Annotated in this window: 16 protein-coding genes; 12 read left to right on the top strand and 4 right to left on the bottom strand. The window is 56.5% G+C overall.

The annotated features are described in order from the left end of the window. The first annotated feature begins 6 nt into the window (after positions 1 to 6). From ABD720_RS13615 to ABD720_RS13560, 12 genes are all read left to right on the top strand, one after another. The gene (locus tag ABD720_RS13615) at positions 7 to 2,934 is read left to right on the top strand and encodes a tetratricopeptide repeat protein (RefSeq protein WP_344763881.1); all 2,928 of its coding nucleotides are present in this window, start codon (positions 7 to 9) and stop codon (positions 2,932 to 2,934) included. 51 nt (positions 2,935 to 2,985) lie between these two features. Continuing rightward, positions 2,986 to 4,248, top strand: a complete 1,263-nt coding sequence (locus ABD720_RS13610; RefSeq protein WP_344763880.1) for a hypothetical protein — start codon at positions 2,986 to 2,988, stop codon at positions 4,246 to 4,248. 81 nt (positions 4,249 to 4,329) lie between these two features. Then, positions 4,330 to 6,027: a hypothetical protein gene (locus ABD720_RS13605; protein WP_344763879.1), complete on the top strand. Its 1,698-nt coding sequence runs from the start codon at positions 4,330 to 4,332 to the stop codon at positions 6,025 to 6,027. Positions 6,028 to 6,174: 147 nt separating this feature from the next. After that, positions 6,175 to 7,095, top strand: a complete 921-nt coding sequence (locus ABD720_RS13600) for an SEL1-like repeat protein (protein WP_344763878.1) — start codon at positions 6,175 to 6,177, stop codon at positions 7,093 to 7,095. Positions 7,096 to 7,192: 97 nt separating this feature from the next. Then, the gene (locus tag ABD720_RS13595) at positions 7,193 to 7,489 is read left to right on the top strand and encodes a transposase (protein WP_344763877.1); all 297 of its coding nucleotides are present in this window, start codon (positions 7,193 to 7,195) and stop codon (positions 7,487 to 7,489) included. Between the two features lie 226 nt (positions 7,490 to 7,715). After that, positions 7,716 to 9,149, top strand: coding sequence for an IS110 family RNA-guided transposase (locus ABD720_RS13590; protein ID WP_344763876.1), 1,434 nt, complete (start codon positions 7,716 to 7,718; stop codon positions 9,147 to 9,149). 358 nt (positions 9,150 to 9,507) lie between these two features. Then, the gene (locus ABD720_RS13585; RefSeq protein WP_344763875.1) at positions 9,508 to 9,837 is read left to right on the top strand and encodes a hypothetical protein; all 330 of its coding nucleotides are present in this window, start codon (positions 9,508 to 9,510) and stop codon (positions 9,835 to 9,837) included. 355 nt (positions 9,838 to 10,192) lie between these two features. Then, positions 10,193 to 10,618 (top strand): hotdog fold thioesterase, encoded by a 426-nt coding sequence (locus tag ABD720_RS13580; protein WP_344763874.1) that lies wholly within the window; start codon positions 10,193 to 10,195, stop codon positions 10,616 to 10,618. Positions 10,619 to 10,712: 94 nt separating this feature from the next. Continuing rightward, positions 10,713 to 10,979, top strand: coding sequence for a hypothetical protein (locus tag ABD720_RS13575; RefSeq protein WP_344763873.1), 267 nt, complete (start codon positions 10,713 to 10,715; stop codon positions 10,977 to 10,979). 237 nt (positions 10,980 to 11,216) lie between these two features. Beyond that, positions 11,217 to 11,717, top strand: coding sequence for a hypothetical protein (locus tag ABD720_RS13570; protein WP_344763872.1), 501 nt, complete (start codon positions 11,217 to 11,219; stop codon positions 11,715 to 11,717). A 432-nt stretch (positions 11,718 to 12,149) separates the two neighbouring features. Continuing rightward, positions 12,150 to 12,332: a type I restriction-modification system subunit M N-terminal domain-containing protein gene (locus tag ABD720_RS13565; RefSeq protein ID WP_344763871.1), complete on the top strand. Its 183-nt coding sequence runs from the start codon at positions 12,150 to 12,152 to the stop codon at positions 12,330 to 12,332. Next, positions 12,329 to 13,390, top strand: a complete 1,062-nt coding sequence (locus ABD720_RS13560; RefSeq protein WP_344763870.1) for a PDDEXK nuclease domain-containing protein — start codon at positions 12,329 to 12,331, stop codon at positions 13,388 to 13,390. Before ABD720_RS13565 ends, ABD720_RS13560 begins: the two co-directional genes overlap by 4 nt. 209 nt (positions 13,391 to 13,599) lie before the next feature. On the opposite strand, the gene xth is transcribed toward ABD720_RS13560, so the two are convergent. The 4 genes from xth to ABD720_RS13540 form a co-directional block, all read right to left on the bottom strand. Next, positions 13,600 to 14,370, bottom strand: coding sequence for an exodeoxyribonuclease III (xth, locus tag ABD720_RS13555; RefSeq protein WP_344763869.1), 771 nt, complete (start codon positions 14,368 to 14,370; stop codon positions 13,600 to 13,602). 190 nt (positions 14,371 to 14,560) lie between these two features. Continuing rightward, positions 14,561 to 15,880 (bottom strand): type II toxin-antitoxin system HipA family toxin, encoded by a 1,320-nt coding sequence (locus ABD720_RS13550; RefSeq protein ID WP_425547979.1) that lies wholly within the window; start codon positions 15,878 to 15,880, stop codon positions 14,561 to 14,563. 16 nt (positions 15,881 to 15,896) lie between these two features. Then, entirely contained in the window at positions 15,897 to 16,301 is a 405-nt protein-coding gene (locus ABD720_RS13545; protein WP_344763867.1) for a helix-turn-helix domain-containing protein, read from the bottom strand. A 290-nt stretch (positions 16,302 to 16,591) separates the two neighbouring features. After that, positions 16,592 to 25,330 (bottom strand): GH36-type glycosyl hydrolase domain-containing protein, encoded by an 8,739-nt coding sequence (locus ABD720_RS13540; protein WP_344763866.1) that lies wholly within the window; start codon positions 25,328 to 25,330, stop codon positions 16,592 to 16,594. Positions 25,331 to 25,618: the final 288 nt, after the last annotated feature.

Genomic DNA, 25,618 nt, shown 5'->3' with positions numbered 1-25,618 from the left:
GTCATCATGCCCGTCACTAACCCCTACAGCAGCACGCGCGACCCTGGACCATTGCGGTTACCCCCGCTGGACAACGCACCGATTCCGGCTTCGGTGACTGCACTGTCCCGGGAAATCAATGACAAAGGCGTCTACATCCACAAGGTGCGTCGCGATGCCGGATCACTCGCGAACGACGGCGCCATCGTCCGTGCCCAGCTAACCAAGCTGGTTGCTCTGGATGACAAGATCCCCACGCCTGCCACGCTGGTTGGCGTGGGGTTTCACAAGACTTATAACAATCGCGGCTGGACCAACACCTCGGGGCTCGTCTTCTCTCCCGCCACGGCGTCTGTTCTTTCCTACAAAGGAGACGTCCATACCCACCGCCTGTCTCGGGCCAAGAAATTTAGCGGCAACGCGGCGGACAATCCTGACTTTGATTACACCGAATACGCGCGCTATCTCAATGACAAGTTTAATGAACTGGGCACGACCGGTTCGCTGATCAATAACCGGAAAGACATGCCGCTGAAATTACGCGAAGACGTGGCAATGGCGCGAGAAAAATATGCCGAACTGGCGTTGCGAGGCAACCGCCACTTCCATCATTCGCAACCTCCCGATTCGGTCATCAGCGATATCTCCAGCAAGTTCCTGATCGCCCGACTTGCAACGGCCATCAAGCCCCCCGATCAATGGAACAAGGCCGATCTCCTGACTTTTCTGGACACGATTGACCATGAAGAAAAAGCGAACATTGATCCGTTGCTGGTGCATGCGCGCCTCAAAATCAAGGATTTCGATGGCGATACCCAAATCGCGGCCTATCTTCGGAAAGGCATGGCGAATCCCGCCAAGAAGAATCACTACACAAAAATGGTCGGCGAATGGGGCTCGCTGCCGCCTAACGAACACCTGCTGATGCCGGCACCGCGCGACCTGCTTGGCGTGCTGGTTAATCTGGACTGCGTGGCTGGCATTGACCATGCTTTGGAAATCCGCCAGCAGATTGGTAACCTGCCCGGCCACAGCTTCGATGCGCAACACGGCCCCCTTACCTTGACGCATCTTCTTTCACACAAACTGGGGAAGTCAATCGGTATTGCGGACAAGGAGCAGGTCGTGCTGTGGTCTAGCAAGGGTCTGATCGAATTTGCAAAAACGGGGTTAGCGGCAGCAGGAGTGCGTCCTGACCATTTTCAGCTGCTTTACACACTTGCTCAGGACAGTGCCCTTATGAGCCTGCAAAAAGACAAGATTGGCAACCAGACCTATGGCAGACATCCATTCATTTCCGATTTGTCGATGATCAGCGAGAGTGGAAAAAATCTCTTGCAGCTATTGATCGAGCAGCGCTCTGATCCCGACGCGGTCAATGATGCCCGCTTTTTTTGCCTGTGGAATGTGCCGCCACAGGAAACTGGCAAAGCCGACGATGCACTGCGAATGGCGCAACAACGTCAGCACAGCACGCTGCCTTTGCTTCAGGAGGCAGCAAGCTGGAGTGCGGCCGAACGCATGGAGTTAAGGCAGCAATTTATCTCCGAACAGCTCGCACGCATCCAGCTTAACCACCCGGACGAAGTGAGTTATGTACTGCGCAACGGCGTGACAGAGACAGGCAAGGTAGCGTTCATTCCGGCCTTGCAAACGTTTCGCGTCACGCAGGGTCGTCATGTGGCAACAGGCACACTAGGCCCAATCTTTGAAGGATTGCACGCCTACGATAGCGCACTCGGCGATATGGCTCTGGTTGCCGGATCGTGTCGGAAAGATACCGGAGAGCGACAGCTCGGATTGTGGCGACCGGGAACGGACAGCAAAATTCTCCCTGATCAGCTCCAATTGGGTGTACGGCATTTACCGGGCGAGCCTGGTCCCAACGGTATTGCAAAAGATGTAATTTTAATGAGCAGTAATGCGCCTGGAAATGAAATGCGACTGGTACTACGGCCTCACGGCACGACAGCAAGCGGGCACAGTGTCAGGTTCGAAATGACCGCGGCCACCGGTGCGACGCAATGCGACGACTTCGACGTTGACACCGATCGCTGCACGTCATTCAAGATGACTTGCTACATCATCAAAAAACATTACGACGAGTTTTTGGCCGGAATCGTCGAAGGCAACCTCTTTAACCACGTGGCAGTTACCCGTGACCGGTTTCATGGCACGCAATTCAAGAAACCGGAACGTGCCATCAATATTGTCCGCTACGCAATCGCCAATTTGCGCTATCTGCACGCCTGGCAGGACGCCGCTGGAGAACACTCGCCCTACAGTGATGAGGCCCTGGCCTACATAAACATGGGTACAGATGAAACGGCAAAACGTATCCGGAACCGCATTGCGATGAGCCTGCGTGACATGCGTGATGCACTGAATGAGAAACCGGAAAAAACACGCCCGTTACTCGCCGTGAAAGATGTCGCTGGTGAATGTCTTTATGACCATCTTTCAAAGCTGATCGACAGCTTCAAGACGCGTTCCTTCAGCAGCGATGCAGCCGAGGACGCGACATTTCAGTTTGGACTGGGAACAATCTGTGCGGACGGACTGGTACATCAACAACCAGATCAGAACAGGGCACGACATTTTTTTGAAAAAGGTGTGCTGCATCAACATGCAGAAAGTCAGCTCGCCTTAGGCGGCATGTACGCGCAAGGCTTTGGCGGGCTATCGGTAGACATGGGACGCGCACTCGAACTCTACCAACTTAGTGCAGCTCAAGGAAATGCCGATGCAGTCATCGCATTGCATGACGCGGCACAGCGCATGGCGCAGGAGCGCGCCGACGTAGCCGCACAACTCGAACAAGCGCGACTGCAAACGACCACATTACAAACAGAGGCGGCAGCCGCGGCAGCCGAACTCGCCGCAGCAAGGGCCGCTGCAGCAGAGGCACAACGCCCACGAGAACGATCGTGGATACGTGCCTGTTTTTCCGGCTAACGCAGCGGCAAAAGATACCGATCGCCCCACTTACTTATATCGACAACCACCATGTTTAATCCAGCACAACCGAGCGCAGGCAATACTCAATCCAGAAATGTACGGCCGCTCTTGCCTCACTCTCCTTTAGATCAGTTCACATCAACCCATCCCCAGGGTGCGATTCACGACTCGGAAAAAATCAGGCAATTCTTGATGAACAGATTCCGGAATCTGCAGCAACATCACTCGGGAGGTGAGGCGTTGTCGGTCTTTGTCAATGATGTCGACTACTTCCTTGAGGCACTTGAGCACCATCGAGGTAGCCCGGTCCGCGGCATGCGCTTCGCTACAAGGAAAGAGGCATTCGGTCTAGCAATTGCCAGCGCCGGCAACAAGCCATTCGAACTTGTCCAACACTACTTGGAGATTCCACATTTCAAAGGGAAAAACCATCTTGTCATTGAATACGCCCGAGAAAAAATCGAGCAGACGGTACGCGCGCGCTACCGGCTCCCGGCAGGGGCACAGCACCCATCACTCGTTCGCCGAATCACAGCCCAACAGCTTCAACGGATCAGTCAGGGTGATTACATTTTGCACGTATGTGGCCTATTTAATCTCGAGAAAAAAATCCACCATGCCGAGTGGACAGATTTCACGGCTCAACTGGATGACGCAAGCCGGAACACCCTGCGTGGCACTAGGCAACCTGATCAATGGGTAGGGAAAAAATATAAGGATGCCATCAGCGAACTCATCGGCATCTTCTCAGGCCAGCAAGGTCGCGGCTTGCATAACATTCACCCTGCATCACGGCTACTGGAATCCTGTTCTGGTTTTGTGTTTCATCCCAACCGAAATAATCAGGCTCAAGATCTGATCAATAGTGAATCGCCGCTTTCGTTCGAGCAGATCGGACGTACGCTCGCCTTGAAATATCTCGAATCCGTTCAATCGAACCAGCTGGACGCATTTTTTGAAGAAGCCTTCCAGCGAACTGACCCCTGTTACGAGGCAACTGTTGAAAACATCCTTGCTTTCCAGCCGACAGAAAACAGGATTGTCATCTTTCACCCGAAGCCAAAATGGATCGACAGTGCATCTGCCGAAGATAATATTGATGGGCTGTTAGTTTGGGCGGAACGGGAATTATTAAGAGATTATTCGATAAAAAAAATATCGACCTACACACATATTCACTCAAAAAAATTGACGATCTTATTTCATCCAAGGACTTTTCGAAGTTTCTTAGTGATAATCAAACATTGGTTAATCAACGATTATTTCACCTCGTCAAGCCTGGCAATGACCAGCTTTTCAAAAACTTACTAGCCGATTATGTTACGGAGTCACTCACACATGCTAAAAATAAATGAATATCGAATCACAAAGAAAAATAAATAAGCCGAAATCATGCATATCTCACATAATTATATTACACCTGTTACTGCAGGAGAACTAGGCCATCCGCCTCTTGATCAATATCCAGGGAGGCCAAAAGACACGCGATTCAGTGAGGAAGTAAACAAGTCGGGAGTGTACATACATAAATTATGTATTCACGGGGATGCGATAAAAGAACAGTTCGATAAAATCGAAAACAATCTTATACCCACCCCTGGAACGTTTGTCGGTGTCGGAATGCATCGCACCTATAACATGGACAGATGGGCGAGAACTTCAGGATTAATATTTTCACCGGATACGGCATCCATGATTTCTTATAAAGGGGATATTGCTTCCGTAAGATTGTCAAATATCGACAAGAATTTTTCCCATTTTTCTTCGGTGCCAGCGCAAGAGCAACATGCGAAATATGCACAATATCTCAGTACCAAGTTCAATCAATTAGGTGAAACAGGAACGGCATTTAACAACAGAAAGCCAAAACAACTACGCCTTGTCGAGGATGTTACATTTGCAAAAGATAAGTATAAAGAACTGGAATTGCGTTCAAATCTTGCCTTCGGCAATGAAATGCCCGACGCAAACGACTCTTCGACGATCCCAGATGAATCCAGCAAATATACCATTGCGAGACTATTGCAGTCATCAGGAGTTGATATTGACTCACTCACCAAATCAACCTTGTTAGACGTATTGATACCAATCGCACAGGAGGATACTGAACTCGGACAGCGATTACGTCATGCCATTAAAAAACTGGAGCGATTTGATAATGATGCGGCGATCAAGGTTTATTTGAACCTAGGCAAAGCGGACCCTGTGAAAAAAAATCACTATATCAATATCATGCGAAAATGGGGCGCGCAAACACCCAATGAACATCTGCTCATGCCCACGATCGCAAACATCGCAGGCATCTGTGTGAACGTGGAAGCGACAAGTGGGATTGATCAGGCATTAAAGATCAATGCGATGCTGAGTGAAAGGCAGAAAGCAAATGGCCTGGTGAGCAATAACAATCCTGCCTTTGTGTACCATCTCTCACCAAAAAGTGGGAAATCGCTTGTGCATATCGGATGGTCACAAGGCGTTTCACCCTGGTCGTCACAGGGATTAATCGAATTCGCGAAAACTGGAAAAGTAACCGGCGTAGATGGAAATACGTTCAAACCGGATCACTTCAAGTTACTTCATGCATTGGCCGATGCCAGTACACTTGTTTTTTTTGAAAATGAAAAGACTTTACTAAACTGTAAATTTTCAAATAACTTTATAGACAATCTGTCCCTCGTCAAAGATAACAATGATAATTTATTACATATTGCCATTGCAAATAACAGGGATATCGATACCATAAAATTTCTCTATTTTTGGCAAGTAAACGCGTTTACCGAAAAAAACTCAGAACAACTTACTGCGCTGGATCTTGCAAAGAAAAATAATCATCCAGCTTGTTCTTTTTTACAAACAGCTAAAGGTTGGGATGGTAATTCTGCGATTGTCTCACCAAACAGAAATGCTTATATCATCGAGCGACTAGAAAAACTGCCGAAAATTTCAGATTATTATGAAATGAGGAATGGGCGCTCCGAACGTGGAGAAATAAAATACATTTCTGAACAGGGGACTTATCGCGTAACAAAAGGAAATGGTTATTTTAACAGAGAGAAAACTATTTCCTGGAAAGGTATTCAGAAATACTAGCCTATACTTATTGATCTTGCACCTTCAGTCGGCTCAATCGATGTCGGAGGTAATCATGTCGACATTGGAATTCTTAATTTAAATAATACACTGCAATCGGATACTGGACTTCCGCCGATTTCGTATCAATATCGTCCTGCAATAAGATTGTCATTAATTTTACCTAAAAGAAATGAAGGAATCAGCTTTTCTAGCACATTACCTTCGGTTAACTTTATGTATGAAATTGAACTTACTGGTGAGACAACACGTTTTCTAGAGGCTGATATCGAAGGAAGCAAAAATTTATTAGTAAAGGATGGTATATACGATCCTGATCCTACCTGCTGTACTCACTTCAAGGCAAAACTTTTTCTTCCAAAAAAGCTCAAAAAACATATTGATGAGCTCTCCGAGGCTAAAGTATTTACGCATCTCCCCATTGACGAAAGAAGTTTTGACAGATCCCTGCCAGAAAACGAACGCCACCTTATTGTTTGTAAGTATTCGCTTGCTAATCTTCGTTATTTATCAGGATGGAAAAAGAATATAGCGGAACTTGGTCCTGAAGAAATGAAATTTTTAATCAATGAGAACCCTGGCTTCATTGAAAAAACCAATCTCTTATTGGAAGAACAAAAAAATCTTCTACATCAGTCACTGAGTCGAAATTACCAAGATATCCTCGCTCCTGAGTGTGAAAAAATCGATGCATACGGACGATGTTTACTTCAGGAATTCGCTCAGGAATACCTTCATTACTCCCAATCGGAACATGCGGACATGCAATATAAGTTGGCTTGCAAAATGACGTCGCGAAACCAAGTCACAGATGCCGATCTTGTAATTGCCAGGCAACTTTATGAAAAAGCTGCAGTTCACGCCCATGGCGAAGCTGAATTTGCACTCGCCCAATTTCATCAAAACGGAATAGGTGGATTGACCGCATGCAAAGCTACAGCACGACACTTTCTCGATCGCGCGGCAGACCATAATGTTGATGAAGCAAAAGCGGCACGCCGCCTGCTCACTGGGACTCGCAAGCGCCTCGTCAATTCATTCGTGAAACTCATGTTCCCGAAGAAATAAATACAATTCACGCCAGCATTAGCCGGTGACCATTGTAGGGGTCTAACGAAATCGGACACCTCGGTAGGTGGATAATCCACCAAAAGAGGAATCGCATATGAGAAAGCAGCGCAGGAATTTTGATACGAGCTTCAAGCTTGAAGTCATACGGATGGTTCGTGAACAAGGGTTGAGCGTCAAGCAGGTCAGCGATAGTGCCGACATCGGCGAGAAGGGGTTACGTCGATGGCTGAAGCAATACGATGCAGAGCAAAGGGGCGAAAAGGGCATCGGCAATGCGCTCACTGTTGACCAGCAGCGCATCCGCCAACTGGAAACTGAGAACCGACAATTACGTGGCGATGTAGATATATTAAAAACGGCCTTCACGGCGCGCCGAGCCCCTTATGGATAGAAACACAGGGGGGATTTACAGCGATTTCCGACTCGCCTAGACTGGTTACGGAGCTCAGAGAATAGCCGCTTGCTTCTTGGTGGTACCAACCCCGTCAAAAAACCTGGCTTAGGGGAATCTGCGGACCCGTCTGTGGTGGCAACCTGTGTTGACCCCGTTTAGGAATTTGATTTTTCCGTGACCCCATCTGAGACCATTTTCATTTTCCATTTCTCGGAGAATTGTTATGGCAAAACGCATATCAGGCGATGCGACCGTCTCGCCTCCCCAACCATCCGCGTCGCTCCCGGCAGACAAGCAGTTGGCGCTGCGAGGACTGCCAGTAATACACGAACGTGCTGCAGGCATCGATATTGGCTCCCGCTTCCATATGGTCGCGGTCAGCCCGCAACTCTGTGATGAGCCGGTGCAGTCGTTCCAGGCCTTCGCCGGTGATCTGGTGCGAATGGCCGACTGGCTCTTAGCCGTTGGCATTCAAACCGTGGCAATGGAATCGACGGGAGTTTATTGGGTAGCTGTTTTTGAAATACTGGAGTCCAGGGGGCTGGAGGTTATTCTGGTCAATGCACGAGAAGCCAAGGCGGTTCCCGGTCGCAAAAGCGACGTCAATGACGCTCAGTGGCTGCAACGATTGCATGCCTGCGGACTTCTGCGCGCGAGCTTTCGTCCCACACACAACATTGCCGCACTCCGGACCTACTTGCGGGCCAGAGAGCGCCATCTGGACTACGCGGCAGCCCATATCCAGCACATGCAAAAAGCATTGACCTTGATGAACTTACAACTACACCACATCATTACGGACATCACCGGGGTGACAGGGATGGCGATTATTCGCGCCATCGTGGCAGGCGAACGCGATCCCGCAGTCCTTGCTGCCCATCGAAATCGCTGTTGCAAGGCAAGCGAAGAGACGGTGCGCGCGGCTCTGGTTGGTAACTATCAACCCGAACATGTCTTTGCACTAGGCCAAGCATTGCGCCTTTATGACTTTTATCAAACGTGTATTGCTGAATGTGATGCTCAGATCGAACAGGCTGTGGCGGTACTAAATCTAGAACGTTCCCTCCCGGAAGCGCCACTGCCGAAACAGAAGCACAAAACAAAGCAGCCCAATGATGTCAACTTCGATGTGCGCAGCGCACTATACCAACTCACTGGTACCGACCTGACGCAAATTCACGGGATTGGCCCGTTTCTCGCGCTGCGATTGGTGGCTGAATGCGGAACGGATTTATCTAGGTGGAAGAGTGCCAAGCATTTCACGTCGTGGCTGGCGCTGGCGCCGGGCTGCAAAATCAGTGGCGGCAAAGTGCTTTCGGCGCATACACGCAAGACGTCGAACCGGATCGCCGCGCATTTGCGCTTGGCCGCAGTGACGGTGGGGCGGACCAGCACTGCACTGGGTGCTTTTTACCGACGACTGGCTGCACGGATTGGCAAGGCAAAAGCTGTCACGGCCACAGCCCGAAAAATTGCAATCCATTTTTACAATGCCATGCGATTCGGCATAGCGTACAAGGATCCCGGTGCGGATCAGTATGAACAGCAATACAGGGATCGTATCGTCAAACAATTGCACCGGCGGGCGGCTGAATTTGGTTTTGTCTTGTCCTCAAAGGAGCCGCTATTGCAGGCAGCGAGTGGTGGTGTTTCTTAGTAGGAAGCATTGGCCTTCTTTACCCGAGAATTGAGATGAGTTATCGCCTGATTAAATCACTGCAAACGAACGGAGGGTGTAAATAATTTTCTGATAAACGTCCCGGGTTGGTTCCGGGCATTTTTTCGCTGACATTGCTGCTGCCCTTGAGAATGATTGCGTGCTGGCCACTTGTTCACGCAACTCCCTGTTGCGTAAGTGAACTGCCTCGCATACCAATCCAACTAACTGTCTCTAGCGGTGTGATCGGAGCATCATGCTCCGATCTGTCGTTCATACTTAGCACGGAGCAAATGCTCGCCTGTCCGCTTTGCTGGCATGCTTCAAGTTCCACTTTTATTCAGCTTACGGAGAACCCATGAACAAACTATCCCTTGCCATCCTGCTGTCCCTCGCCGGCATGGCCGGCTTCGCCAACGCGCAGTCCGGCATCACCGAAAGCACCGACCCGGCAAAAATCGCAGCGATCGAACAGCGGGCCCGGGAACTCGGTCAGGTGCAGCCGGCGGTCGAGGCGGGCAAGCCGATGCCTGCGATGCATCATGGCGACCGGCATCACGAGAAAAAGCATCATGGCATGAAGCATCATGGTGACAAGCGTCACGGCATGATGCATCCTCCGGGTCATGGCGAACGTGCTGTTCCGGTTGCGCCATCGGCTCCGATGGCGCCAGCGCCAGGCAAGTAACAACGCCAGCAATCCGATGCCGCCGTGACCGTGTTCCAATTCACCGGTGCACGCGGCACATGCCGAGTCCTTGGCACTCAACGGGCCAATCGCTCAACCACCACCGCAGCCTCCCTGCATCAAAACCAGCCCGCACTTCCTGCCGTATCCCCGGATTTCATTCGCCTCGTTTTCGGTTGCCCCGTGCTCCTGATCGTCATTAAAATGCGCCTGGAATTCGCCCGGCATGGCGACCAGCACCGCGTCCTGCTATCGTGGCAACACTCCATCGTCTGATCCGGGAGGCGGCCACGTTGCAGCGGTTCGCTGTCGAACAGGCGATGCCCCCTGTTGCACTTTTTCCGACCACACTTCCATGACAATCTGGCATACACCAATCGACCTGATCGCACTCAAGGCAGCGCATGCCGACACCGCAATTTCCCATCTCGGCATCGAGATTACGGAGTTTGGTGACGACTTTCTAATTGGCCGGATGCCGGTCGACCACCGCACCGTGCAGCCTTTCAAACTACTGCATGGCGGCGCATCGGTACTGCTGGCCGAAACGCTGGGCAGTTGCGCCTGTGTCCTGACGCTGGATGCGAGCAAGCAGTTTTGCGTCGGCCAGGAAATCAATGCCAACCATCTGCGCGCCGTGCGCAGCGGCTTCGTGACCGGTCGTGCAACGCCGATTCATCGCGGGCGCTCCAGCCAGGTCTGGGAAATTCGCATCAGCGATGACACCGGCAAACTGGTCTGCATTTCCAGAATCACGATGGCGGTGCTGGATCTGCGGTGAGGCGACGAAGAAGTCCGGGGGCCGGTGCTGCGGTGATGGTGCCACCGTGCCAGAATGGCGCTCTTTGCAATCATCACTGTTCATTGGAGTTCCTGTGAGATCAACCCGCGCAACCGCTGCCGTCGAACGACTGAAATCCCGCAGCGGCAATCCTGATTACGCCTTGATGCGTACTGCTGCAGGCCTGTTTTGCCTGATGCTGGGCCCCGCTGCCGATCCGGCGTCGCGCCTGTCCGAGCTCTTGCCGCTGGATGAATTCGTCGCTTTCGTCAACAGTTTCGGACCGCAAATTCCACGCCGCGTCACGAAGAACGATGCCGCGTTCGAGAAGCAACTGGTCGCAAAAAAACCGGTCGAGTGATTTTGCGATGGCGGCACCAAAGTAATCTGACTGCCGTTTTCCTGTAATCCATCCTCTGTAATCCACTCGATCGTTGATCTTCATCGTCAACCGTGCAATTAGCTGGTCGAGATTGAAACTGCTTGGCGCAACAGCCGTCTTAAAAATTGTCGCGCTCTGGACTGTGGTTCAGGTGCGCTGGCGAATTTCATGCACTCTTCCTGTGCCACATTGTCTTTTTCAGCTTACGGAGATCTTATGAAGAAACTTTCCATCGTTTTATTGATGTCCCTTGCCTCCTATGCCGGTGTTGCCAGTGCGCAGACCAGTGCGAGTGGTATTACCGAAAGCACCGATCCTGCAAAAATCGCCGCCATCGAACAGCGTGCACAACAATTGGCTCAGGCGCAAACCACGACCGATGCGACCGGTAGCAAAGCCGTGGACAACACCAAGCCGATGGCGAAAAAGAAGCACGCCAAAAAGCATCGCACGGCCGAGAAAAAATCCATGGCGCAGCCTGCGGCAGCGGGTGGTGCGGGTGCAACTGGTGCCAGCAATGCGGGTGCTTCCTCCGGCGCCACTGCGCCATCGATGTCGTCCACGCCATCGACATCCGCAAGCCCGTCAACATCGTCCGGATCATCGACGTCTGCCAGCCCGTCGACCTCGGCCACACCATCGACCTCGTCTGCACCGTCAAAATCATCTACGCCATCGACACCCGGTTCCACTGCGACATTGAAGCCAGGCAGCTGATGCTGATGCGCAGTGCGTGCAGGTGACCACGCACTGTTCACCGAATGCGCGTACCCACGGTTGCACCGACAAGCACTCTCGTTGCGGCGGTTGCGATTCAAGCCGACTCCCGGCCCCCGGACATTGCTGCTCGCAGACGGTTTCAATGTAATGACCCTGGCGGGAAAGTCCTCTGCCTGGGTAAGGTGCCTGTCTTGTTGGCGCCGTATTTCCCGTTGCCGAATCCCGGACAGGGTCTATTCAGCTGAACCTGTCTGCTGGCGTGGGAAGGGTAGCGGTGATCAATTCCGCTAAAACCCAAGGCCGCGAAGGAGCGGAGCAGGGACACAGCGGCAGATCAATGAGACGGCTTTTTTGGGCTACCGCATCACGGAATCGATTGGGAAATGCCCTGACAATCATTGGTTAATCGAACACAACCGGATGTCCTGAATGCCCTTAACCCAGCTAGAACCCTACCTCTTCAAGGCCGTCGATATCCTGTACGGCAAGATGGACGGTCCCGACTTCAGGGAATACATCGCCGGGATTCTGGTCCTCAAACGCTGCTCCGATGTGTTTGACCAGAACCGCCAAAAGATCATTCTGAATAAGCTGCTGTCACCTAACCCATGACCAGTCGCCCTGTTTCACTAACCCCACCCCCCACCGGCTATACCGACTGGCTGGCCGAACTCAAAACCCGCATCCATAGCGCCCAGCAACGCGCCGCACTGGCGGTCAATCGCGAACTGGTGCTGCTGTACTGGCAGATGGGCCGCGATATTCTTGAGCGACAGGGCAGGGAGGGGTGGGGGGCGAAGGTGATCGAGCGGCTGGCGCATGATTTGCGCACGGCATTCCCCGACATGAAGGGCTTCTCTCGCGCCAACTTGATGTCCATGCGTTCCTTTGCGGAGGCTTGGCCCGATCCGGCAATTGTCCAACAGGCTGTTGGACAATTGCCGTGGGGGCATAACCTCGTGTTGCTGGCCAAGTTAAAAAATCCGGCACGACGGCTGGCGTACGCCCAACGGGCTATTGAGCATGGCTGGTCACGTGCGGTACTGACTATTCATATCGAGGCCAGTTTGCTTGAGAGAGAAGGCAAGGCGGTGACGAACTTTGCAGAGCGCCTGCCTTCGTTGGGTAGTGACCTGGCGCAGCAAACACTGAAAGACCCTTACCTGTTCGACTTTCTGGATGTTGGCCAAAAGGCCCATGAACGCGAGATCGAAGGCGCGCTGGTACAACATGTCACGCGGTTCTTGCTGGAGTTGGTCGCAGGTTTTGCGTTCGTCGGGCGGCAAGTGTCACTGGAAGTGGGGGGTGATGATTTCTTCATTGATCTTTTGTTCTATCACCTCAAGTTGCGCTGCTATGTGGTGATCGAACTTAAAGCGGAGAAGTTCAACCCAGAGCACTTGGGGCAACTCAGTTTTTACCTGGCGGCCGTCGATGGCCAGATCAAAAGCGAGCACGACGCGCCCACCATCGGCCTGCTGCTATGCAAGAGCAAGAACAAGGTGGTAGCCGAGTACGCGTTGCGCAATGTTGCTGCGCCCATCGGCGTGGCCGAGTATCAATTGCTCGAATCGCTGCCCGACATCCTGCAAACCAGCCTGCCCAGCATCGAGCAGATCGAACAGGAACTGACTGGCCCGGATGATGCAACAACCGAGGGAGATGCTTGACGGGATGGGAACTCGTAGGCGTCGAAAAGCCGTTGCTCGGCCAGTCGCAAGGCTTGAGCTGGACGGACATCGAGGGCAATATCGAAGACCATGCCATCACCGGCGGTGGCTCCCACGCGCATCGCACGGCTCAAACTGATCGAGGTCAATCAGACGGTGACCGAGCTGCCGCTGCCCACAACGTCAGGCATGCAACCAATCAACCACGATTAGACCAGCTCGATCGTAGCCACCACCGGCGTGTGATCCGACGGCTGCTCCCACTTGCGCGGCACCTTGTCGATCACGCAGGCGGTGCAGGCCGCAGCCAGTGCCGGCGACAGCAGGATATGGTCGATGCGCATGCCGAAGTTACGGCGGAATCCCATTTGTCGGTAATCCCACCAGCTGAACAATTTGGCGGGCTGCTCGAACAGCCTGAAGGAGTCAGCCAGTGGCAAATCGATCATTCTGCGAAACGCTGCCCGCTCCGGTTCCGATACCAGTATCTGCCCGACCCACGCGGCCGGATCGTGCACATCGCGGTCGTCGGGGGCGATGTTGTAGTCGCCGAGCAGCGCAAATTTCGGATGTGCCGCGACTTCGAGAGTGAGCCATTGCTGCAGGCCGTCCAGCCAGCGCAGCTTGTACTGATACTTGTCCGAATCCGGCGCCTGACCGTTCGGAATATAGGCGCAAATGACGCGCACGCCCTTGATGGTGGCGGCGATCAGACGCTGCTGTTCGTCGGCAAAGTGCGGGTTGTTACGGACCACATCGGTCATCGGATGGCGCGACAGGATGGCCACGCCGTTGTAGGTTTTCTGGCCGCTGAAAACGACGTGGTAACCGGCGGCTTCGATCTCTGCCTGCGGGAATTTTTCATCGATGGTTTTGGTTTCCTGCAGGCAGAGCACATCGACCGGATTGTCGGCCAGCCATTGCAGGACCTGGGGCAGGCGGACTTTGAGGGAATTGACGTTCCAGGTGGCGAGTTTCATGGGGGCTAGTGAGTAGATGACGTGGCGTGGTTTTATCACAGATCGGGCTGGCGGCGCTGCATTGGGTTGGGCGACACGGCTTGCCGATCCAGCGGATCTACGATCCGTTTGTGAATGTGATGAAGAACTCCCACGGCGTGATGAAGAACTCTCGCGTTGGCCGGACACTCAAACGTGCCTTCAACGCCAGTCAAGACGGCACTATGCTTTCGCCCAGGTGAATCAGTCTGCGGGCTTCCTCTGTCACCTCGTGCTCGAACGCATCGTCGAATGCAATCAATTCGGTCGCTGTGAGACCTACCTCGTCACTTAACGCTACTTTCTTCCAGTCCTTAACAGTTGCCAGCACGACCGCCAGTACCGCATGCGCCTGCTCCGACGTTAACGAAAAGTAGGATGCCTCATCAAGGAGCATCTGTACCGAGTCAATCGGCCCGGTATCCTCCGTCAACCAGGTTTTCGATTCACGCAATTTGCCGGGCATGGGATTGACGTCGAACGCAGGTGCCAGTTTCCACTGACCACCTCCCGCATAGAGAAAACCGTGGTTTTGCAAGTGGTCGTCCGTATTGGTAATGAGTAAATTAAAAACCAGCCGACGCCACAGCTCACGGGCATCGTCATCCGGATTCACGCAGGTCTTTCGCATCACGTCGACAATTTCGGTGTAAGCGTGGGTTTCCTCACGTGATGATTGCAGCATTGACGCTGCGGAAAGATAGGGTATTCGTTTGTCGTCAGGCCCTCTGTCGAATCGTTCGATGAGCGCGACTGCCGCGCTGTTGAGAGAAACGGCGCGTGCCGTGGCGGTGGTGATGCCTGCGCGCCGCGATAAAGCCAGCGCGAGAATTTCACCCCGTGTGACGTTGATCGTATCGTTCACGCTAGAAAACTTGCCAATAACGAGTTTGCCGTTTTCATCGAGGACGGTGCACTTGGGGCGCATGCCTCCTAACGAGGTGCCTTTTCCCTGCAGGTATCTCAGGTCTTCCGCAGTCTCTGTATTGTTCTCGATCGCGTGACTTGCCGAGAGCATGTGTTCCAGCTCCAGTAATGGCGGCGTTGTTCGCCGACCGGCATCGGCCGTCCGCAAGTAAAGCCCCGCTTTATGCAGGCGAAGTGCGCCAACGCGGCTGAAGTCATCGACAGCGCAGAGATAGTCGAGTTCGCAGAGCGGCAACAAGCGGGAGTTTTCCTTGCGCGCCTTCGCATGCGCACGCTCGATGACGCGCCGCCCCCAGGCATCCGGCGCAGTGTCGGCGATTGCTGAATGGAAAACAGAATCCACTTTAGGCGGTGCGCGTCGCGTTGCATACCCTGCTTCAAACGGGAGATCGGGTGAAATTGCGAAGCCGTCCTGATGCTCCAGCCACGCTGCGGCGTAAGCAAACTGCGATAGCTCCCGCTGGCCTTGACGCACAAACGTCAAGTGACCTACAAGCGTTCCAGCTGAGCCGAGACGTACTTCGACGATTTCCTGCGTGTTGAGTTTTGACCCATTGGCTTTCACAAAAAATTGTTCCTTTTCAGAACGCGTTTTCACGCTTTTTGCTGTGGCGTACACGTTTGGGCAGACGGTCATCCATCAACGTCAAGCCAATTTCGTCCTGCCCGCTGTCCAGCAGCGTCACCAGACGGTCGAGCTCACCAAACAGGAACAACATGCGCGCGAGGAAATGCAGTGGCACCTTCAGGTCACCATTTTCGAGTCGCTTGACGGTGTTCAATGAAGCACCAATGCGCTTGGCCACTTCTTGCTGCGTAAAATTTCTGCGGCGACGTGCGCGGTTAAGGTCTTCCCCCAGCTTGCCAAGCGCGCGGACCACTGGCGCTGGCGCCGGAAGCCCGGTATTACGGCTCTGGTCGGGGCTCTCAGAATCTTTAATAGGCTCCATGAGAGCTATTGTAGTGAGAATCGTAGGGAGGATCAAGAGTCAGTCTGAAAAGTCCTGATCAGCGTTTTTAGGTAACACAGAAGCCGTTTTCAGAGGCGTGATGTGTAAGAGGCATCGCAATGTGAACTATTCTTTGAAGATTTATTTTCTTTAAAGTAATGTCGCGCACTGATCTTGCATAGACGAATGCGTATCGAATATCGACGTTGAGATTGGCGTTACAAAAAGTCTGTGGCAAGAAGAGGGTGGCAATGCGTTTCGTCCTGCTCGGTGGGGGTGGTCAGCAGGCTAGTCGTAATGGCGTCACCCCGCGCCCGCAATCCGCATCAACCCACCACCAGCTCCACCACATGCTCCACCCCGTCATCAACCATCACCAGCGTCACACCCGGCTGCACCACACCATCCACCGACAACGCAGCCACCGCACCGCGCCGCACCGTAATCAGATACACGCTGCTGCGATACCGATAGCGGATACGGAACGTGTCCCAGCCCGCTGGCATGAGTGGCGTCAGTTGCAGCTTGTCGACCTCCAGCCCAATGCCCAGCAGCGATTCGATGATCAGGCGGTACATCCAGCCCGATGAACCGGTGTACCAGGTCCAGCCGCCGCGACCGATGTGCGGTTCAACTGCATACACGTCGGCCGCCACGACATACGGCTCGACCTTGTAGATCGCCAGTTGTGCGGCATCGCGGGCATGGTTGACCGGGTTGATCATGTTGAGCAATTCCCAGGCGCGGGCACTGTCGCCCATGCGGGCAAACGCCATGGCGGTCCAGATGGCAGCGTGCGTGTACTGACCACCGTTTTCGCGCACGCCAGGGACATAGCCACGGATGTAGCCTGGGTTCTGGCCCGCTTTGTCGAACGGTGGATCGAGCAACTGGATCAGCCCGTGGTCGCGACGCACCAGGCGCTGGTCGACCTGCGCCATCGCGCTGGCAGTGCGGACCGGGTCGCCGGCGCCGGACAGGACCGCCCAGCTTTGCGAGATCGAATCGATCTGGCATTCCTCGTTGGCAGCGGAACCGAGCGGGGCGCCGTCATCGAAATACGCGCGCCGGTACCAGTCGCCATCCCAGGCATTGGCTTCGATATTGGTCTGCAGCAGCGCGGCCTGTTCGTGGCAGCGCGCGGCGAAGGGCAGATCGCCAACCAGCGTGGCGACGTCGGCAAAGCGCATCAGCACGTCGTACAGGAAGAACGCCAGCCAGACGCTTTCGCCCTTGCCGTGCTCGCCGACCTTGTCCATGCCGTCGTTCCAGTCGCACGAGCCGATCAGCGGCAAGCCATGCACGCCGAAACGCAGACCGCGTTCAATGGCGCGCACGCAGTGCACGTACAAGCTGGCTGATTCGGACGAGCGTTGCGGCAGGTCGTAGTAGGAGTCTTCGTCGGCATTGACCGGCCGGCCTTCGAGGAAGTGGGCAGCGTCGTCCAGCACGCCGCGGTCACCGGTGGCTATCACGTAGCGGTGTGCCGCCAGCGGCAGCCACAGGTAATCGTCCGAGCAGTGCGTGCGCACGCCACGGTCCGCCGGCGGATGCCACCAGTGCTGCACGTCGCCTTCGACGAATTGATGCGCGGCGCAGCGCAGCAGCTGTTCGCGCAGCAGATGCGGTTCGGTGTGGATCAGTGCCATCGCATCCTGCAGCTGATCGCGGAAACCGAACGCGCCGCCGGACTGGTAATAGCCACTGCGCGCCCACAGCCGGCAGGCGATGGTCTGGTACATCAGCCAGCCGTTGGCCAGCACATTGAGGGCGGGATCGGGCGTTTCGATCTGGACGGCGCCCAGCACATGGTCCCAATGCTTGCGTAATGTGTCGAAGGCCGCGTGCGCCGCGACCGAGCCGCGGAAACGCTGGATCAGCGTGCTGACATCGGCATTGCGTCGACCGGCGATGCCGAGCATGAAAATGACTTCGCGCTGCTGACCGTCGACCAGGTCCATCGGCACCTGAATCGCCGAACACGGATCGACGCCGGCACCGGCCTTGCCGGACAGACGCACCCGGCCCATGGCAGCCGGGTTCTCCAGCGAGCCGTTGCGTCCGATGAATTCGGTGCGGTCGCCGGTGATGGTGCGGTTGGTGGTGTCGACGTCGAAGAACGCGATCCGGTCGGCGAACTCGGTGTTGTACGCATTGCGGGCGAACATCGCACCGGTGATCGGGTCGAGTTCGGTGACGATGTGCATGTTCGACTTGGCACGCAGGTCAGCCAGCACCCATTCGACGTAGCCGGTGGCCGAAATGCGGCGTGCCATGCCGGAGCGATTGGTGACCTTGAGTACCGAATATTTGATCGATGCATCCAGCGCGACATAGACCCACAATTCGGAATGGATGCCGTCCTGCACGTGCTCGAACACGCTGTAACCGAACCCGTGGCGGGTCAGGTAGGTGCCCGTGCCGCGGCAGGGCAGCGGTGCCGGTGACCAGAACTTGCCGGTGTCGTCGTCACGCAGATAAAACGCTTCGCCGCTGGTGTCCGACACCGGGTCGTTGTTCCAGGGCGTGAGGCGGAATTCGTGCGCGTTTTCGCCCCAGGTGTAGGACTGGCCACTTTCGGAAATGACGCTGCCGAAATGCGGATTGGCCAGCACGTTGCTCCATGGTGCCGGCGTGCGCTGTTGGGCGGAGGTGGTAATCAGGTACTCGCGCCCGTCGGGGCTGAAGCCGCCGATGCCGTTGGCCAGAATCCGTTCCGGCTTGAGCGCCTCGTGGCTGGTGGCAGGTGCGACCGTGCGCCCGCTGCCAGTGCGCAGCGGCACCAGCGCCGGCACGCGCAACTCCTGCATGCTGCGCCGCTGGACCTGTTCGGCCAGCGTGCCGTGGCTGTCGCTGAGGACTGCGCGCGCGACCGACTTCAGCAGCACGTGGTCTTCAGGCGCGATCTGTTCGGATTGCCGCACAAAAATTCCGCCCGGCCGATCGATCGACTGCGCTTCCATGCCCGAGGCGATCAGCCCCATGATTTGCTCGTGCAGCACCTGGCGGTAACTGGCGTGGTCTTCGTTCCAGATCACCAGGTCGACCGCCAGCCCTTTCAGGCGCCAGTAGGCATGCGCCTGCACCAGTTGACGGATCAGGTCGATGTTGGCCAGTGCCTTGATCTGCACCAGCACGATCGGCAGGTCGCCCGAAATCGCATAGCTCCACAGGCCGGATTGTCCGCGCCGGTTCTTGATCAGGATGCTGGCATCGGCGCGCAATGCCGGGTTCATGTAGACCACCGAACCGGCCAGGCGACCATATAGCTGGGCGTCGGTTTCGGTGGCATTGAGCTGGCGCAGCACGACCTGGCTATGTGTCCAGGCCAGTTCGAAGACGCGATCGGCGAGGTGACGGTCCTGGTATTTTTCGATCAGGTGCAGGGCGCTGTCGCGCGTCTCGACCATTCCGGTGACCATGTCGACGCTGGCGGATTCTTCGGGTTCGAGCGTGATCTGATAACGGATCGCGACGATCGGGTCGAGTACCGAGCCGGCGCTGTTGGACAGGTGAACGGCATCGGTCAGCGCCGCCGGAGCGCTTAGCAGATTGCCGCGCCCGATAAATGCCATGCGGTCGGTCTCGAACGAGACCGGGCCGATGGTGCTGCCATGGACCACTACCTGATGCAGCATCCACGGCATCTGCTCGTTGGCGGAACGCGGCCGGCGGGTGCAGAGGATGGCGCCGCTGTCCGGCAGCAGTTCGGTTTGCACGAACAGGTTGCTGAAGGCCGGATGGGCGGCATCGGCAGCCGCCGGTGCCATCACCACTTCGGCGTAGCTGGTGATGTCGATGGTGCGGCGCAGGCGCGAGCGGTTGGTGATCTTGGTGCGGCGGATTTCGATGTCGTCTTCCGGCGAGACCACGACTTCGGTATGCATGTCGATCTCGTTGTCGGTACGGCGGAATTCGGCCCTGCCTTCCGAAAAAATCACTTCGTAACTGTGCGGTTCGGTCAGTGTCGGCTGATAGGTGGTCGACCAGAAATGTCCGTCGTCGAGGTCCCGCACGTAACAGAACGTGCCCCAATTGTCGCGCGTACTGTCAGCACGCCAGCGCGTGACCGCCAGGTCTTTCCAGCGGCTGGAACTGCCGCCGGAATTACTGATCATCACGTGGTAGCGGCCATTTGACAGCAGCTGGATTTCGGGTGTGCGGCTATCGGTGCGGTGGAACACGCGCATGGGCATCGACTGCTCGCCGGTGGTGGTACGGATGTCGGCCAGTTCGGTGGTGTTCGAATAATGTGCAGTGGCGTTCGGGATGCGCTCGTGCAGCAGCAGCATGGTGGCCTGGAACAGCGGATCGGACGCAAAGCGGCGCTGCATCGGCCGCTCGCACAGCAGGTAGGCCAGACTCAGGAAGCCCATGCCCTGGTGATGCACCATGAACGATTTGATGACGGCGCTGGTTTGTCCGCGCGGCAGGCGCGAGGTGGTGTAATCGATCGCTTCGTACATGCCGTAACGACCTTCGAAACCTTCCTTGCACAGGCGCTGCAAATTCAGGCAGGCAGCTTCCGGCGCGACCATCAGCGCCATCATGGTGGCGTAGGGCGCGACCACCAGATCATCGCCCAGGCCACGCTTGAGACCCAGCCCCGGTACGCCGAAGGCGCGGTACTGGTAGTTCAGCGCGGCGTCGAAGGTATTGAAGCCCGATTCCGAAATACCCCAGGGCACGTCGCGCTGTGCGCCATAGTCGATCTGGCGTCGTACCGCCGACCGGTAGGTCTGGTCCAGCAGGGTGTCGTCGAAGGTCGGCATGACCAGCAGCGGCATCAGGTATTCGAACATCGAGCCACTCCAGGACACCAGGATCGGTTCGCCACCGGCCACCGTCAGCTGGCGTCCGAGTGCAAACCAGCTCTCCTGCGGCAGCTGGCCCTGCGCGATCGCAACGAAGGTTGCCAGGCGCGCTTCCGAGGCCAGCAGGTCGTAGAAGCTGACATCACGGCGGCGCTCGCTGACGTTGTAGCCGATCGAGAGCAGCTTGGTGGTGTGGTCGAACAGGAAGTCGTATTCCATGCGGGCGAATTCGTTGGCCTGCATGGCCAGGCGATGGATGTCGGCGATACGGTCGAGCGCCAGCCTGCTGCCGGATTCGAGCGCGTCGAGCAGCGCGGCGAAGGCGGCGTGTTGCGCATCCGAATCGAGTGTCGCGCGTTGGGCGTCCAGCTCGGCCTGTAATTTGTTGCTGATCTGCGCAACCTCGGCCAACGTCGGAATCACGTCGAGTGCTGCACGCAGGTCGGGGTGCAGCGTCAGACGGTCTTCGTCCTGCAGCGCTACCCAGGGTGCCAATGCCATCAGTTCGGTGTGGCGTTCGCGGCATTCATTGGCCAGTGCAGTTGCCCACCAGAGGACTTCGGCATCGGCTGTCGCACCGAGGTGGCCGATGAGGTCGGTCGCCTCGTTGGCCAGGTCTTCCAGCGTGGCTGCAATACTGCGCAGGCTGTGTGGCGGGTACGCCAGTGCCTGCTGGAGGCGCGCCTGGAAATCCGCCAGTGCCGCCGCCGGTGGTGCGTTGGTGGCGGCAAGCAGTGCGTTGACCGTATCGCCGATCCCGCTAAAACTTTGCGGCGGCAGGATTGGTGCATGGGCCAGCATTTCCAGTCCGGGTCGCAGCGTCAGCAAATGTCCGGCCAGGTTGCCACTGTCGACACTGGAGACGTACATCGGCGACAGCGGTGCCAGCGAGACCGTGTCGTACCAGTTGTAAAAATGCCCCTGGAAGCGCTCCAGCCGGTTCATCGTGTGCAACGCGTGGTCGGTGCGTTCGAGCAGTCGACCCAGTCCGATATAACCGAAGTCCCAGGCAGCCAGATTGGCCAGCAGTGACAGGCCCATATTGGTCGGCGAGGTACGGTGCGCGATCACGGCGACCGGTTCCTGTTGCACATTGTCGGGCGGCAGCCAGTTGTCCTGCGCGCCGACATAGGTTTCGAAAAATCCCCAGGTCTTGCGCGCAAGCTTGCGCAGGTACAGGGTCTGGGAAGTGCTCAGGACAGCAGGTGCCTGTTGCCGTGGCCGACTGATCCACCAGGCCACCGCCGGCGACAACCACCACAGCACCAGCAACGGTGCCGCGCCGGCCAGTGCCATCGGCCGGTAGGCCATGAACAGTCCTGCTGTCACCAGCGCCAGTACCGGCGCAAACCACATCGATTCGTACACATCGCCGAGGTGATTGTTGTCGCGCCGTGCCACCCGGCCTGACGGTTGCCATTCGAGCAGACGGCGTTTCGAGACCAGCATGCGCCACAGCGTACGCACGATGGCATCAACACTGAAAGCGGCTTCATACGGCAGGAACGTCAGTTGCAGCAGACCGTGCGCCAGATGACGGACGCCGGCGCGGTTGACTTCGGCCAGATGCTGGGTCAGCAATGCCTCGTCAGGTTTGCGCACCAGGTCCATCAGGATCGCCACGGCGGCGGGACCGAGCACGATGACCAGCGCCACCAGCGTCCAGAACCAGCCGGCCGGCAACAGGCTCCAGCCGATCAGCAACATTGTCACCAGCGCAGGTGCGACCAGGCTGCGACGCAGGTTGTCGAACAGCTTCCAGCGCGCCAGTGCCGACAGCGGATTGCGATTGCGCGGTCCGGCGCGACCGTCACCGTTGGTGGCACCCGGCACCGTAGGAAACAGCCATGCCAGCAATTGCCAGTCGCCGCGAATCCAGCGATGGCGACGGCTGACGTCATCGCGGTAGCGGGCCGGATACTGTTCGTGCAACTGGGCGTCGCTGATCAGTCCGGCACGGGCATAGCAGCCTTCCAGCAGGTCGTGGCTGAGGATCTGGTTGTCGGGCAATTTGCCATGGAGCGCACGTTCGAACGCATCGATATCGTAGATACCCTTGCCGATGAACGAGCCTTCGCGGAACACGTCCTGATAGACGTCGGAGACGGTGCGGGTGTAGGGATCAATGCCGGGTTCACCGGCACACAGTTTTTCGTACAGCGACGCACTTGCCCCGGGCAGGCTGGTGGTCACGCGGGGCTGCAGGATGCCGTAGCCATCGGTGACGCGCTGCAGGCGTGCATCGTAGTCGGCGCGGTTCAGCGGATGGGCCAGGGTGGCAATGAATTGCCGTGCGGCGTCGCGCGGCAGCAGGGTATCGGTATCGAGCGTGATGACAAAGCGCACTTCCTGCAGCCGGCTGGTATCGCCGGCCACGCACGAAAATACATCGCCAGCGTTGCCACGCAGGAAGTGATTCAGGTCGGCCAATTTGCCGCGCTTGCGCTCGTAGCCCATCCAGACTTTTTCTTGCGGATTCCAGCGGCGCGGACGGTGCAGCAGCAAGAACGGACTGCCGGCATTATTCGGATATTTCAGGTTCAGGGTATCGATGGCACTTGCCGCATGCTCGATCAGCTGTTCGTCGCCCGCCACTACAGCGGAGGCGGCATCGTTGAGGTCAGTCAGCAGGCAAAAGCGCAGATGGTCGTCGCGATTGGCCAGGAAGCGCACTTCCAGCGCCTCGCATAATTCATTGATGTTCGGTAGCGAAAACAGCATCGTCGGAATCACCACCAGGGTGGTCGACTCGGCCGGAATGCCGCCGGTGTAGTCCATGCGCGGCAGCGGATGCGGCTTGGTCAGCAGCGTCGCGCCCCAGTTCGTCAGACCGATCGCCAGCTGGCTGGTCGCCAGCACGGCCAGTGCGCCGACGATCGCCAGTAACCACAGCGGTGGCGCGCGGTTGCCGAGTGTCGTCTCGGCCAGGATCAGCGCGGTCGCCAACGCGATCATCGCCGCCATCGCGCCCAGATAAATGCGCAACGGCCAGCGCTCGATCGCATGCTGCGTGGCGTCGAACAGTGAGCGGCGCAAGCCGACGTTCTTTTCCAATTGCGCCAGCCCGCGGCCGACCAGGTAATAGCCGACGTGCGCAGTACGGTGCGTCGCGCCGTTGACGATCTCGCCTTGTCGGGCCAGTGCCAGGGCAGCCTCGGCGACTTCCAGTTCGGACGGGCTGCTGTCGCGACCGACTTTTTCGATGATGTGGCGATAGCGGTCGCGGGTGGCGAAATCCATCGCGGGATAGGCCCCGTGCGGATCGCGCTGCAGGATTTTTTCAACGCAGCTGAGCGATTCAACGAATTCGCGCCAGTCCATGTTGCCCAGAAAGCGCAGGCTGCCGATGCTGTTGCTGATCGACACCTGGTCGCTGGCCTGTTGCTGCGCGTCGAGCTGCACCAGCTGTTCGATGGTCTCGCCGTTTTCGGACAGGCGCTGCGCGACCCAGGTCAGTGGCAGCGCCAGCGCGGGATTCTGGCCCTGCAGCCGGCGCGCCAGTTCGGCGATGAACGAGGGCACCAGCGGTGGTTCGGAGCGCGCCATGTCGGCGGTGATGAGGATCAGTTGGCCGGGTGTTTTTTCGGACGCCTCGGTCATCTGGTCGGCCCAGGTATCGGCCAGGTCGCGGTTGATGCGGGCGGTATCGAGGCGCGCGGCGATGCGGCGCAGATTGTCGATCAGCGCCAGGCGCAACATGATCGGAATCGCCCACAATTCGCCCAGCTTGAGCGACTGCACCTGCTGATAGGCCGCCACAAAACGGCTCAGGCTTTCGGGGTCGACCCGGCCATCGCCATGCGCAATGGTCTCCAGCGCAATGTCGTAGACGCGCGGCCGGCCGGCCGACGGCCCGGACAGCAGGCGCGGCAACTGTTTGCTGTAGGCCTTCGGCAAATGACGTTTGGCAGTACGGATCTGTTCTTCGATCAGATAGAAATTGTCGAGCAGCCATTCCGCCGCCGGCGTGATCTGGCGGTTGGCCCGCATCGCTACCGTGAGCATGTTGCAGGTCTCGATAATCACGGACTCGTTGTCGGCCAGTCGTCCCAGCAACAGATCGCGTCCCGGACTCTCGCTGATGCTGTGCGAACCCGCCAGCACCGTACCGTGATGCGCCATCTGCGCAGCGCCGTACAGCTCGGCACGCAGCGGCTGTTCATCGTCGAGGTTGTCGTGCGCGACATTGCTGTCACGTAGTTTCGTCACAGGAATCAAGTGGTCCAGCAGGAATTGACGGATGGCATTCAAGATCGGTATCTCTTTCTGAAGGCGATGCGTACGCTGCGCGGGTGGATGACGTCGCTGCGGGATGCGGACGGCCATCAAGCCCAGCGGGCAGGCGTTTAACGAGGAAGGGAATATTGCTTATTTGATATGGCTCGCCGACACCTTGGAAGGCTAGCGTATTGACCATGAGCATGCTGTGCGATAGCGCACATAGACGGGGAGTCTATGCGGGGATGGTGCCAGGAGTTGATACGGATTGGCGCAGGGATGTCGGGCCTGTCGTTGGCCTGATTGCCAGCAGCAGGCCCG

It is taken from the genome of Actimicrobium antarcticum (assembly GCF_039536745.1).
Taxonomy (GTDB): domain Bacteria; phylum Pseudomonadota; class Gammaproteobacteria; order Burkholderiales; family Burkholderiaceae_D; genus Actimicrobium; species Actimicrobium antarcticum.
Note: the sequence above shows the minus strand (reverse complement) of the source record. Positions and strands in the feature narration are given on the sequence as shown.